The following is a 13509-nucleotide window of genomic DNA, read 5'->3' on the forward strand; positions in this document are numbered from 1 at the left end:
CCCCGCCCCCCCGCCGCCGACCGGCCCCGCAAGCGCGGCCACCGGGCCCGCTTACGGGTTCCCGACGACGCGCTGCCCGCCCGGCCCGGCGCCGAGATCACGCTCACCTTCGATCTCCAGCCGCTGGACGAGCCCTGGGAGCCCGATCCGGCCACCGACGCGACGGACGAGCGCCCGCTCGACATCACCGTCCGCGTGGACGCCTCGTCGGCCGAGGTGAGTCCCTCGCTGATGCATCTGCGCCTCACGGACGCGCGCGGGACCGCGCCGGGTGACTTCCGTATCACGCCCACCTCCGCCGGGCCGGTCAAGCTGTTCATCGATGTCCTGCGCCGTGTCGACGGTGCCGTGATCCAGGAAATCACGGCCGAATTACCCGCCCTCGACGCGGAGGACCTGGAACCCTCACGATGACGCGGGACATATCCTTCAATACCGGTTTCGATGGATTCGACGATTACCGCGAGGTGCCGAGATCCAACGGCGGACTCGCCAACCGGACCATCCATCTGTTCTTCGAAACGCGCAACAGCGCACCCGACACCTTTACCGTACGTATGCACGGTGACGCCGTTCCCTACGACGGAAACGGCGAGTGGCGCGGGACCATGCGCCGTAAGCCCTCGGAGATCGCCGCCGCGGTCCAGACCGCGCTCTCCTGCTGGTTCGACGGTGTGGTGCGCTACCGGATCCCGGAAACCCGTAACTCGTACTACTACGAATCCCTCCCGGTCGAGTCCTTCGGCGCCGCGACCGCCCAGGAACTGCTGCGGCCCGTCGGGCTCAAACTGGCCAAGGCCGGCCATAAGCTGCTGCAATTCCTCTTCACCGAGGGCGACGACGGCCTGAAGAGATTATGGGAGTCCCTGAAGGGCGCCCTGCGCCAGGGAGAACAGATCATCACGGTCCACTCCGCGGATGTTTTCATCCCCTGGGGAATGCTCTACCTTCCGCCGGATCCGGCGACGAAACTCAACGGCAAAGACGCGAAGTGGGAGCCCGGTGGATTTCTGGGCTATACGCATCTGATCGAGCACAGCACAGGGCATGCCGAGGGATATCACCATGTGATCAACAAGGACGGTGACGTGCTGCGGTCCGGGCTGCACTTCGACACCCGTATCCAGAAGCCCGGAGAGACTCCGGCGATCATCGACACCGTCCAGGGCCTGATGGAGCGGCACTCCGATGTCGCGCTGCGCACCTCCAAGGTCGAGGTGGAAGAGGCCTTCTGCGATCCCGGTGTGAATGAGCACGTACTGTTCTTCGCCGCGCACGGCAGCGCGCTCACCTTCGATGCGAACGGTCCGGTCGAGGCCCGTGTCGTCCTCAGCGACGACGAACCCATCCGCTCCTCCGATTTCGAGTACTGGCGCAGCGAACGAAGCGAACGCATGGCCAGCCCGCTCTGTTTCATGATGGTCTGCGCGGGCGGCAGAGCAACACCCGCTCTGCACGAGGGACTCGGGCTGGCGCTGCTGAATCTCGGCGTCGGGTGTCTCGTCGGACCGCAGATCGACATTCCCAGAAAATTCGCGAGTGACTACGCCTGCCGATTCTTCGAGGCGTTCTTCACGCCGGGCACCCGGGTCGCGCCAGTAGCGCGGAAGCTTGCGCGGCACTACCTGGACGAACAGGCCACACCGCTCGGGCTGGCGTTCACGCTCCTGCGCGGTTTGGACAATCACATAGCGGTGGATCCGGCGGAGGCGGAATCCGTTCCGGCGGAGGTCGCAGCGACGCAAGCCGTTCCGGAGAAAGCCGTTCCGGAGAAAGCCGTTCCGGCGAAGGCGGGAAATCTATGAGGCCCATGGTGGATCTGCTGGATCTGGACGAGCAAGGGAATCTGCTCGACCCCGACGGGCAGCATTCGATCGTCCCCCGCGATGACATAACCGCCGTACTGGAGGAACGTCTTCATCTGGACGAGGGCGCGACGGACATCTTCGTATACGTGCACGGCTGGCGCACCTCGAAGAAGCGGTCCCGGAATTCCGCCGGACGGCTCTTCGAGCTTCTCACGGAGCTGTACGAGAAGCAGCCCGCGCGGTATCCGGAACTCAACGGATTCCGGCCGCATTACATCTGCGTACGGTGGCCGTCGTTCGGCGGCTACAGCACCGTCAGGGACCGCGCCGCCGCCGTGTCGCGCGAAGGGCGGGCCGGCCGGGTGCTCGCCGGGCTGCTCGGGTATCTCAACGACCGCCGTACGCTGCCCGATCCAGGACCGGACATCCTGCGGAACGTCCACGGGCAGTATCTGCACTGTGTGGGCCACTCCTTCGGCGGCCGGTTCCTCACCACCGCCATCATGGAGACGAGCGCACGTCTGCTGGACGGCGGCCCGGACACCCTGTCCTGGCCCTGGCGCGACGAGAACTACCCGTGGACGGTGGACAGTCTGACGGTCTTTCAGATGGCCGTCCCGGCCGACGCCTTCGCCCATCCACCGTTCTCCGCCCTGCTGGAGCGGAACGTGCTCAACGCGCCGATCGCGTTGACGTTCAGCCCGCGCGACCGCGCACTGGGCCGCTGGCACCGGCTGGCCGAGGGCGGAGCGAACGCCGTGGGCTTCCGCGGGACGACAAAGGCGGCCGGCCCGGTCCATACGACGCTGCTGCGGCCCACGACCGTCCCGTACGAGTTCCCCGATCCCCCGGCCAGGATCATCAATGTGAACGCCGGCCGCCACTACCGCAGCACGCTCGGATTCGCCGGAGCCCACTCGGACTACTTCCATCCCGAGTCGGCCCATCTCCTGCTCTCCCTGGCCGCCGCGGCCCGCTGACGGTCCCTGCCAATCTCCGCGTCAATCTCCGCGCGATGAGTTCGGCGCCGCGCAGCGCCCGTCAGGACGCCGCGCAGTGCCCGTCAGGACGCGTAGTCCTCGACCAGGTTGCTGATGAGTCCGAGCAGGGCGTCGGCTCGATGGCGGTCCTCTGCCGCGGGCCCAGGCGGTGGTGCCCCACAGGGTGGCCTGGGAGCGCCACGCGATGTCGCCGGACTCGTCGATCAGTTCGGTGGGCGTGCCGATCGGGTCCGTGGCGATGGCGAAGAAACGGCGGTCGATCTCCTCCTGGCGGTCGTCGGCCGTGAGAATGCGCTCGGTCTGGGCCAGGGGGACGTCGGCACGGTGGTCCCAGGTGAGGGCGACCGTGCTCGGGACGCCCGGCTGGTGGCTGGTCTGTTCGCACAGGGTGAGGCCGTCCCAGGTGAAGCGGACCTCCTCGACCACGCTCTCGCCGTCGGCCGCCAGGCGCTGCTTCGCAGAACGACTCGCGCGGAAAGACGGTTCCGGACCGGTCCCACGTACGGTCGGTTCAGGTGTGCGTCGCGCGTTCCGGGTGGGTGGCGTCCGGGCCCCAGCTTGCGAGGAGGCGGAGGGCCTCGGCGGAGGGCGAGCCCGGTTCGGCGTGGTAGACGACGAGGGACTGCTCCGCGTCGTCCGGGAGGACCAAGGTCTCGTACGAGAGCGTCAGCTCGCCGACGAGCGGGTGCCGCATGCGCTTCACGCCGTGGCCCTTCTCCTTCACGTCGTGCGTGGCCCACAGCCGCCGGAACACCTCGCTCTTCACGGACAGCTCCCCGACCAGCGCCGACAGCTCCGGATCGTCCGGATGGCAGCCCGCGTCCAGCCGCAGATAGCTGACGATGTCGGTCGCCTTGGAGTCCCACTCCACGAACAGTTCGCGGTAGGCGGGCGAGAGGAAGACCAGCCGCGCCCAGTTGCGCTCCCGGACCGGCAGCTCTCCCCAGTCCTCGAAGAGCGCCGCGGCCGTCCGGTTCCAGGCGAGGATCTCGGAGCGACGGCCGCCGACATAGGCGGGCACGCCCTCCAGCGAATCCAGGAGCGTGCGCAGCGCGCCGCGTACCTGCTGGGGCCGGGAGGACGTCTGGCGCTTCTTCTTCGGCTTGGGGCTCGCGAGATGGACGAGATGGCCGTGCTCGGCGTCCGTGAGCCGCAGGGCGCGGGCGATCGAGTCGAGCACCTCGGCGGACACATTGCGCCCGTTGCCCTGCTCAAGCCGGATGTAGTACGCCACGGACACTCCGGCGAGCTGGGCGAGCTCCTCGCGCCGCAGGCCAGGTACGCGCCGGTGCCGGCCGGAGTCGGGCAGCCCCACGTCCTCCGGCTTGAGCCTGGCCCGTCTGGTGCGCAGGAATTCGACCAGCTCCGCCCGCCGGTCGAGCGGCTCCGGTGCGCGGGACCCGGCCGAGGAATGGGACCCGGACGGAATGGTCTGATCGTCCATGTCTCCAGTATTCCTGTCCTATTCCTGGTCGTACGCATATCAGCCTGATCCCGTCAGTAGTACGACCGCTGGACGTACGTAAAGCGGTGATCTGGGCAAACGAGCGCGCGCGGGCGAGGCTGGGGAGCGTGCCCGGACAACACGGTTGCGGGCACGGAAGAGTTTCCAGGAGACCTCAGGCATGACCACCGTTGCCGCATACGCCGCTCCCGCCGCCAAGGCACCGCTGGAGCGCACCACCATCGAACGCCGCCCGGTGGGCGAATTCGACGTCCTGATCGACATCAAGTTCGCCGGGATCTGCCACTCCGACATCCATCAGGCCCGTGACGGCTGGGGCGAGGGCATCTTCCCCATGGTTCCGGGCCACGAGATCGCCGGTGTCGTCGCGGAGGTCGGCCCCGGCGTCACCAAGTTCGCCGTGGGCGACCGCGTGGGCGTCGGCTGCATGGTCGACTCCTGCCGTGAGTGCGAGAACTGCCGGGCGGGCCTGGAGCAGTACTGCCTCCAGGGCAACACCGGCACGTACAACGCGCTCGACAAGAACGGCGAGCCCACCTACGGCGGCTACTCCAGCCAGGTCGTCGTCGACGAGAACTTCACCGTCCGCATCCCGGACGGCCTCGCCCTCGATGTCGCGGCGCCGCTGCTGTGCGCGGGCATCACGACGTACTCGCCGCTGCGGCACTGGAACGCCGGTCCCGGCAAGAAGGTCGCGGTCGTCGGCATGGGCGGCCTCGGCCACATGGGCGTCAAGATCGCGCACGCGCTCGGCGCCGAGGTGACCGTGCTCAGCCAGTCGCTCCGCAAGAAGGACGACGGTCTGCGGCTGGGCGCGGACCACTACTACGCGACCAGTGACGAGACGACCTTCAAGAAGCTGCGGGGCACCTTCGACATCATCCTTTCGACGGTGTCCGCACCGCTCCCGCTCGACGCGTATCTGTCGCTGCTCAGGACGGACGGCGCGCTGGTGAACGTGGGCGCTCCCGAGGAGCCCGTCTCGCTCAACCTGTTCTCGCTCCTGGGCGGCCGGAAGACGCTCGCCGGCTCGGGCATCGGCGGAATCCGGGAGACCCAGGAAATGCTGGACTTCTGCGCCGAGCACGGCCTGGGCGCGGAGATCGAGCTGATCGGCGCGAGCGAGATCAACGAGGCCTACGAGCGCGTGCTGGACAGCGATGTGCGCTACCGCTTCGTGATCGACACGGCGACGATCTGAGACACGGCGGGGTGGACAGCACCCTACGCGCGCGTGGTGCCCGGGACCGGCTGGTTCCGGGCACCTTTCACTCTGTGCCCCGACTCGCGCGGACGCGGGCTCGGGCCTTCGAGCGCAGGACGTGGGCCACCAGGGCTCGGACCGGCGCCGGTGGGCGGCGGACCTGGAGCGTTCTGCTCAGTGAGGCGTCCAGCAGGGACGCGGCCACCGTCGGCGCGAGCCGCGCCAGGGCGGACGGGAGTCTGGCCGCCAGAAGGCCGTGGCTGGCCGAGTGCCAGAGTGCGCGGGCCTCCTTCGTGGGCGCGAAGTGGCGGGCCTCGTAGCCGCGCATCCAGTGCTCCACGCCGTCCAGGCCGTCCAGGCCCTTTTCCAAGCCCTCCAGACCGTCCACGCCGTCCAGATCGCCGCCGCCCGGAGGCTCGGACAGGTCCAGCGCGTCCGACAGGCCGAGATGGAACGCGTACGCCGCCTCCCGTTCCTCCTCCGTGACCGGCCGGTGGCCGTGCGTGTCGATGAAACGGAGCGGGCATACGGTGAAGCAGGCCAGGACGTAGTGCATCAGCTCGGACGTGATGTCCGGCCGGTCGTGGATCCGGCGCAGCGCGTCGACGGTCGAGCGTCCCTCCGGGCTGTCCAGCCCTTGTCCGATCAGCGTGAACATGGCGACGCCGGTCGCCTTGGCGCGGGCGCGCGGCTCGCTGGTCATACGGCCCGTGCCGTAGAGCACACGCGCGATGTCCGGGATACCGAAGGTACGGATGAAGCCCAGGGCCAGTCCGACGCGGGACTCCTCGGGCATCGTCTCCAGGACGAGCCGTGCGTAGGCGTGGTGCGTGCCACGCGTGCCCGCGGTCATCCGGCCGCGGTGGCGACTGCCAGCGCCTCGCCGGTCAGCGGCGCGTACAGCTGGCGGGCGACCCGTACGAGATGGGCCCGCTCCTCGGCCGGTTCCGCGTCCAGTCCTGGCAGCGGCACCTGCTCCTCGCGCGGGCGCGGCGGGATCCCGGCGTTGAGCGCGTCGACGGCGAACCGCAGCGCGGTGGCGACGATCAGGGCCGCGCGGTCCGCCTCGTCCAGCCCGGCTCGTTCCGCCGTGGCGGTGGCGGCGGTGACCACGGCGGGATCGACCCAGGGCCGCAGCGTGAGCTGGCCGTCGCGGATCTCCAGGCCGCGCCTGGCCGTACGCCACTCCAGATCCCTGAACGCCAGCCGCTCGGTCCAGGGCGAGGCGGGCTCCTCCAGGGCGAGGCGCTCGTCCGCCCGGTACGCGAGGTCCCACAGCGGACGCAGGGCCTGGTAGTCGCTGCGCCGACGCCTCCAGGCGGCGACGGCGGGCCCGGCGAATCCCGCCGTGATCAGTACGGCCCCGAGCGCGGCGAATACGGGCCCGAGGGCGGTGCTCAGCCACTCCGTACCGCCGGTCTCCGCGAAGGCCGCTCCGATCGCGATCAGCTTGCACACGACATAGCCGCAGGCCACGAGCCCGCCGACGGCGATCAGCCGGATGCCGCGGCGCAGCGGTCCGTGCGGCAGCCGGGAGGAGTGCCCGAGACAGACCCGGCTGATGTCGAGCAGGGCGAAGCCGAACAGGGCCTGGTAGAGGACGAGGAAGAGCGCGATCCCGGGAATCGTCGCGAAGCTGGTGTCGAAGGTGAGCGGAGTCTCCGGGCTGTCGGCTCCGCCCGTGAGGAACAGGACGATCATCACCGGCGCCAGCACGGCGAACACCGCGAGCCGCCCGCGCACCTGACGCCAGGTGTCCGCGCCCGCCGCGTCCCACACCCGCTCGTCGGCGCGCTCCTTCGGCGGAGTCCACATACGGGCCAGCACCACGGCGCCGGCGGAGAAGCAGGTGATACCGAGATAGACCAGCAGAGTCGCCAGATTGCCGCGGTGCGCGATCCGGTCGATCAGCCGGTAGAGCACCGGCGCGGCCACCACGAACGCGGTCGACGGAGCCGCGATCGTCAGCGCGACGACGAGCAGTCCCGGCGACGGATCCCGCCGCCAGGCGCGTATCTTCAGTCCGGCCACGATCCAGGCCACCGTGCCGATACCGAGATAGACGATGTTGAACGGAGTCTCGGACACGAACGGCGCCTGGGACACGAGCGGCGCATCGGATATCTCGAACGCTGCCTCGGATATGCCGGAAACAGCCGTACCGGATGCGCCAGTCACGTCAGACATGCTGCCCTTTACGGTGTTCCAGCGCGGGCGCCAGTTGCGAGGTGGTCCCGGCGCCGGGCGCCAGTACGAGTGTGCGCGTCAGCTCGGCCCCCAGGATCTCCGCCTCCTCCTCCGCCGCGCCATCGTAGTGGGAGCGGCCGAGCACCAGCCGGATCATGTCGGCGTCGATGGTGGGCAGTTCGACCTCGGCGGCGGTCTCGTCCGGATCCGGGGGCTCGGCGAGATGCCCGCACAGCAGATGCGCGAGTTCATGGCAGATGATGTGCGCCTGGTGCAGGCCCGAGGTCTCCTGCTCGAAATGGATCACGTCGGCGTCCGCGCGGCGTTCCACGAATCCGGACGGCTCGCCCAGCCGCATCCGCCGCGGTACCAGCCGTACGGGACGTCCGGCCCGTCCGGCGACCGCGGCGCAGAGCTCCTCCACCGTGCTCATCTCCGGCAGATCGAGCTGTCGGACCATGGCCCGCATCCGGCGGCGGGTACGTCCAAGATCTCGCACGTCGTTCCCATCAGCCGGCCGCCAGTGCCCCAACGGCGTTTGCTGGTACTCAGTCACGTACTCGGTCACGCTTCCGGAGCCTCGGAGGCCCTGGGAGCTTCGGAAGGGTCAGCGGTCCCAGGAGCCCCGGCGGCCCCGGAGGCTCCGTCGCCCTCGGGAGTCTCAGCGCCCTCGGGAGCCTCCGGCAGTCCGACCGCCTTGCGGAGTTGCTCCACCACCGTGAGGGCGGCGTCCTGCATCGCCGGAGGCAGCCCGGCCGCCCGCATCGCGATCCGCTCCACCCTGGCGTCCCGCAGAGCTTCTATCTTCCGCAGATCGCGCTCCACGGCCCGTGCGGTGGCGGAGTCACTGAAGTAGTTCAGCGGTACGCCGAAGAACTTGGCGATCTTCACCGCGTTCTCCAGGCTGGGCTTCTGGGTGCCCTTGCGGAGATTGCCGATATAGGTGCCGCTCAGACCGGTGCCTTCGGCGATCTCCGAGTCGCGCCAGGGACGGCCCAGATCCTTCGGGTAGATCACCGAGATCACGCGCCGGAAGCGAGCCGCGAAGTCCAGGGAGCCCGTCGGCTCCTCCCCGTCGCCCGGTCGAAGAGCCGACGCCTCGAAGCGTGGAGAATCGGTGGCCATGGGCCGGATCATAGGACTCTTCGGCCGTCAGCGGGGATCTTGCCGTCGCACCGGATTACACGATCGTGGCGAGTGGGCGGGTAACAAGCCCGTCGAGCCGTGAATCACCGTCAACTATCCATCCGGCAATCAACTTTAGTTGACTTATCCGCAGCGCAGGGCGCAGGATCGAGAGCGCTGGCGCAGCACCTCAAGGCCGTTCCCCGGCCACGCCCGGCATCGCGGGCGCTGGGCGCCGCTGCCCCACGGGGGTGGGCAACAGTGCCCGGCGCCGGGGCTTTTCGGCCGATGCGCCTGGCACGGACGCGGAAGTGACGCGAAAGTGGGGGAAGGCGCCCACGGGCTCCTCCCCCCACTCCTCTCGCGCGCCCCTCAGCCAGCGGGCGTCAGAGCGTCAAGTCCGCTCAAGTCCGCTCGGATCAGGTCAGCTTCACCTGCTTCTTGGGCGAGGTGCTGCCGGAGAAGTTCTTGTCTCCGGCGTAGACGGCGGTGACCGTAGCCGTACCCTTCACGTTCGGCAGCTTGACGGAGAAGCTGATCACGCCCTTCTTGGCGGCCGTCAGCGTGACCTTGGTCGTGGTCGTCTTGCTGCCGACCTTGGCCGTCACCGTGATCGTGCCGGTCGGATAGGCGGCGCCGCTGTGGCCGCTCACCGAGACCTTGACCGACTCGGACTTGCCGCGCGCCAGCTTGGTCTTGGAGAGCGTCAGCGACGTCGCCGTCTTCGCCTTCACGACCGTGAGCTTCTGCGAGGCGACTCCGCTGGGCTCCACGAAGTCGGTGCCCAGATACTGCACGGACACCGTGTGCGCGCCGACGGAGAGCGACGCGGGCAGCTTGAACGTGCCCGCTCCGGACGAGCCGACCTTCGCCGTCAGCGATCCGGTCCCGTACGAGACCAACACCTGGCCGTCGCTCGCTCCGGCCACCGAGAAGACGCCGGAGACCGGGTGACCGTAGCTGATCGACTTGACCGTCAGCGCCATGGCGATGGCACTGCGGCCCTTGGTCAGGACGAGCTGCACCGGGTCCGACGCCGAGGTGTCGGCCGACGCCGTGCCGCCGAAGGCCGCGGCGAAGGTGTGGGTCCCGGCCTTGAAGCCGGCCGGAATCCGCAGGGACGCCGTTCCGCCGGCGGCTGCGGCCGTACCGAGGACGGTGGTGCCGTCCCGGAAGGTGACCGTTCCGCCGTCGGAGCCCGCGCCGGTGACCGTCGCCGTCAGCGTGACCGCCTGGCTGATCCCGGGTGCGGCCGGGTTGAGGGCGAGCGCCGTCGTGGTGGTCGCGAGGACCTGGACGCCCGCCGTCGCCGTATAGCCGGAGCCCGCGCCGACCGCGCTGATCGTGGCGCTGCCGTACGGCTGGTCGGCCGGGACGGCGGCCTGGAAGGACACCGTGCCGTCGCTCGCCGCGACCGCGCTGCCGAGTACGGCGGAACCGAGCGTGAACGCCACGCTCTCGCCGTCGCGGTAGCCGCTCCCGGTGACCGTGACCGTGGCGCCAGGCTCGGGCTTGGTGTCGCCGACGGTCAGCGCGCCCGGCCGGGAGAGGGCCGCGTACTCGGCGCAGACGTCGCCCTGGACGCCGACCACGGGCGCGGGCGTCGCCGTCCCGGTCAGGCCGTCGTCCTCGCGCACCGTGATGGTGCCGAAGTCACCGCTGCCGAGCACCGCGTTGGTGGAGTTGGAGACGCCGACCTTGTAGGCGGTGGTGGGCGTCGCTCCGGCGGCGGTGTCGCCGGACGCCGGGATGTCGACCGCCTGGCAGGTCGTACCGGGCTCGAAGGTGACCTTCTGCATGGCCAGTCCGACCTTGCCGGTCGCCGAACCGACCACCGTGACATAGGCGGAGACCGGAGTGGCGCTCGTACGCGACAGATAGACCGCGGCCTGGGCGGCACCCGGGCCGTTGCCCTCCTCGGTCCTGGTCGACGCGATGTTGACGGCCGGACGGCCCTGCGGACTCGGCGTACCGAGGCTCTTGTTCTCGAAGACGAGATCCGAGAGATAGACACCGCCGGTCGCGGTGGCGTCGGCGCCGGTCGCACCGGTGAAGGTGACCTTGGTGATGTGCTTCAGATCGAGACCGGCCTCGGCCAGAGTCGCGGTCGGGACCGCCACCTGCTGAAGGACGATCTTGCCGAGCTGTGTCGCGCCGCTGGCCGGCATCTTGGTGACGCCCCAGGGATTGAGGGCGGAGACCGGGCTGCTCCAGCTGTGCCCGGCGGAGTCGGCGACGCTCAGCGTCATGTCGGTGCCCGTGACGACGCTCTCGTCGGGCGACATGTGCACGGTCATCTCGTCGTAGCCGGACACGTTCTGCTGGGCGGACGGGAGCGTCACACCGAGCGCGCCGGTCGTCGCCGTCCAGGTCAGATGCGTCATGACGTTCAGCGGTACGTTCGGTGCGAACGAGGCCGGAGTCCAGTGCGGCAGCTGCTGGTTGGTGAGCGTGCTGCCCGGATTGGTGCAGAGCGGATACGGCTGCGGCACCGTACGCCCCGACTTGCTGGCGCAGATCACGGCCGTGGCCGTCGAGGTGGTGCCGATCAGCGGGCTGGTCTTCTTGAACGAGGTGATGTCACGGCGGGCCGAGGACGGCTGCTGTGCCACCGTGCGTACGTCCGCGAAGGCGGCCACCGACGGCGGTGTGAGCTGCGAGCCGTCGAAGTAGCCCTTGAACTGGGTCCGGCCGCGCAGAGTCGCCTCGAAGAAGCCGGATATGTACGCGGCGCCCAGCTTGTACTGCTGCTCGGCCGTGATCCGGAGGTTCTTGCCGGAGGCCAGGGCAGCCGCACTCGTACCGCACACCGGGTCCGCGGTGTTCGACCAGTCGTCGGAGCCGCCCGGCGAGGGCGGTGTCCACTGCGAGTTGAAGAAGTTGTGGTCGGCGCCCATGACCCAGAAGTTGGAGCGCAGCACATCGTCGGAGAACGCGTCCCGCGAGTCCGCGTAGAAGTGCTGGCCCTGCTGGTCGGAGACATCGCCGTCGCAGTACGGCAGCAGCGTGGTCATGACCACGTCCGGCAGCGTCGTACGGGTGAAGTCGACCGGCGCCAGCGGGAGTACGGACTTGATCTGCCACGGGTTCGGCAGGGCCGCGTTGAGGGCTCCGGCGGAGACGACGCCCTCGCCGCCTCGCGAGTGGCCCATCAGCCCGATCGAGCTGAAGTCCATGGAGCCGACGAGCTGGGCGGCGGTCACCGTGGAGTCCGGGTAGGTGGACTTGCCCGCCGTCAGCGCCTGCTCCAGTGTGACGTCCTGGTCGGTGACCGCGTCGTGCTGGACGACGGGCTCGCCCGCGTTGGCCTTCTTCAGCATGGTCAGCGTGTCGAGCACGAGCTGGCCTCGGCTGGCCGCGCCGTTGTCCGGCGAGAGCTGGTTGTCGTTGGCGTTGATGGCGTTGGCCGAGATCGACACCACCGTCACACCGTCGGCCGCCAGCGCCTCGGCGGCGGCGTCGTACCCGGCGTAGCTGAGGATCGGCGCCGTTCCCGCCGCACAGGGCCAGCCGCTCGCGCCGCGCAGCGTCGTGAGGTTGTAACAGGAGCTGTGGCGGCCGTGCAGGAAGACGGCGACCGGATGCGGCTTGCCGTCGGTCGGCAGATAGATACGGCCCTGGAACTCACCGCGGATTCCGCCGATGTCGGTGAGCGGGATCGACTGCGCGCCGAAGTTGTAGTCGGCGATCGTGTACGAGCCCGTGCCGATGGTGGTGGGATCGTCGGCCGTGGTGTCCGTGCCCTCGTCCGCCACGAGCGCCTTGGACTCGGTGAGCTTCTGCGCCTTGGCCTGGGCCGAGGGCGACAGCAGACTGGTGGGCCCGGTGGCGGTGCTGTCGCCGCCGCTGGACCACTGCCAGCTGATGTCCTTGGCCGCGGCCACCGAGTCGTCGGCGGTCGTGACCGTCAGCGTGTGCCCGTCAGCGGACTCCGTGGCCGGACCCAGGTCCGTGCCGTCCGCGACGAGTTCGGGCGCGTCGTTCTTGACGGGAAGAGGCGTGTCCAGCTCCAGCGACACGACATATCCGCCGGCGGCCCGGGAGACGGTCCATCCGTCGCCCGAGCGGACCACGGGTGAGTCGGAGTCCGTCGCGGCGGACGCGACCGGCGCCCCGAGCACCGACAGCGCGCTCAGCGCCATCAGTCCCGCGACGCCGGCGGCAAGCGGACGCAGCCGCGCCGTCCGCATGGGTCTTGGTATGTCCACGAGTGCCTGACCTCACTTTCGAGCACGCGGACGACAGCCGTCCGCGTGCGGCGCGTCCGAGGACGCGTTGCATCGATTGATCGAGAGCCGGGCAAACGTTCACATCTCAACCATCTTTATTGGGTAATGAAACCCAGATGTTTCATATTTTTGATCTCTACGTCATCGAAAACGGACTGAACAATGACGTATCAGATATGTCACCCATGCGCCCTGACCTGCGCTTTCGCGAAACGCGAAACAAAGGCGGAACGCGCGCTTCCGGGCCGTGAGTTGCCTGCTCCCGTTCGGGCGGGACCGCGTCCCGTTCGGGCTGGACCCGCGCCGCACCGTCCGCTGATGGTCGGTCACCGGTTCGCCGGTGTGTGGCGTGTGGCGTGGTCAGGGCGTCGACGGGGCGGTCGGCACGTCGACGGGTCGGTCAAGTGCGCCGACAGGGCGGTCAGTGCGCCGACGGGCCGGTCAGGTCGACGGGCCGGTCAGGTCGACGGGCCGGTCAGGTCGACGGGCC

The 13509-nt window shown here is 69.3% G+C and carries 10 protein-coding genes and 1 pseudogene; 4 read left to right on the top strand and 7 right to left on the bottom strand.

The annotated features are described in order from the left end of the window. The 3 genes from GA0115259_RS40620 to GA0115259_RS27455 all read left to right on the top strand — a co-directional run. The coding region (locus tag GA0115259_RS40620; RefSeq protein ID WP_161230483.1) for a hypothetical protein at positions 1–414 on the top strand (414 nt) is incomplete at its 5' end. After that, positions 411–1805, top strand: a complete 1395-nt coding sequence (locus tag GA0115259_RS27450; RefSeq protein ID WP_093602020.1) for a hypothetical protein — start codon at positions 411–413, stop codon at positions 1803–1805. The genes GA0115259_RS40620 and GA0115259_RS27450, both read left to right, overlap by 4 nt. Then, the gene (locus GA0115259_RS27455) at positions 1802–2788 is read left to right on the top strand and encodes a hypothetical protein (protein WP_141716705.1); all 987 of its coding nucleotides are present in this window, start codon (positions 1802–1804) and stop codon (positions 2786–2788) included. Before GA0115259_RS27450 ends, GA0115259_RS27455 begins: the two co-directional genes overlap by 4 nt. Before the next feature lie 155 nt (positions 2789–2943). Here GA0115259_RS27455 and GA0115259_RS27460 read toward each other — a convergent pair. Further along, a pseudogene (locus GA0115259_RS27460) lies at positions 2944–3274 on the bottom strand (RHS domain-containing protein); the annotation flags it as partial. A gap of 46 nt (positions 3275–3320) precedes the next feature. Continuing rightward, positions 3321–4253, bottom strand: a complete 933-nt coding sequence (locus GA0115259_RS27465; RefSeq protein WP_093602024.1) for an MmyB family transcriptional regulator — start codon at positions 4251–4253, stop codon at positions 3321–3323. 181 nt (positions 4254–4434) lie between these two features. Between GA0115259_RS27465 and GA0115259_RS27470 the strand changes: the two genes are divergently transcribed. Beyond that, positions 4435–5475: an NAD(P)-dependent alcohol dehydrogenase gene (locus GA0115259_RS27470; RefSeq protein ID WP_093602026.1), complete on the top strand. Its 1041-nt coding sequence runs from the start codon at positions 4435–4437 to the stop codon at positions 5473–5475. A 67-nt stretch (positions 5476–5542) separates the two neighbouring features. On the opposite strand, the gene GA0115259_RS27475 is transcribed toward GA0115259_RS27470, so the two are convergent. The 5 genes from GA0115259_RS27475 to GA0115259_RS27495 all read right to left on the bottom strand — a co-directional run bounded on the left by GA0115259_RS27475 (position 5543) and on the right by GA0115259_RS27495 (position 12998). After that, complete coding sequence (locus GA0115259_RS27475) at positions 5543–6331, bottom strand: oxygenase MpaB family protein (protein ID WP_093602029.1); 789 nt, start codon at positions 6329–6331, stop codon at positions 5543–5545. After that, entirely contained in the window at positions 6328–7566 is a 1239-nt protein-coding gene (locus tag GA0115259_RS27480) for an MAB_1171c family putative transporter (protein WP_141716706.1), read from the bottom strand. Before GA0115259_RS27480 ends, GA0115259_RS27475 begins: the two co-directional genes overlap by 4 nt. A 91-nt stretch (positions 7567–7657) precedes the next feature. Further along, the gene (locus GA0115259_RS27485) at positions 7658–8134 is read right to left on the bottom strand and encodes a hypothetical protein (RefSeq protein ID WP_141716707.1); all 477 of its coding nucleotides are present in this window, start codon (positions 8132–8134) and stop codon (positions 7658–7660) included. Positions 8135–8229: 95 nt separating this feature from the next. Beyond that, positions 8230–8790, bottom strand: coding sequence for a helix-turn-helix domain-containing protein (locus GA0115259_RS27490; RefSeq protein WP_161230484.1), 561 nt, complete (start codon positions 8788–8790; stop codon positions 8230–8232). Positions 8791–9209: 419 nt separating this feature from the next. Further along, entirely contained in the window at positions 9210–12998 is a 3789-nt protein-coding gene (locus tag GA0115259_RS27495) for an Ig-like domain-containing protein (protein ID WP_141716708.1), read from the bottom strand. Positions 12999–13509: the final 511 nt, after the last annotated feature.

Source organism: Streptomyces sp. MnatMP-M17 (assembly GCF_900091995.1).
Lineage (GTDB): Bacteria > Actinomycetota > Actinomycetes > Streptomycetales > Streptomycetaceae > Streptomyces.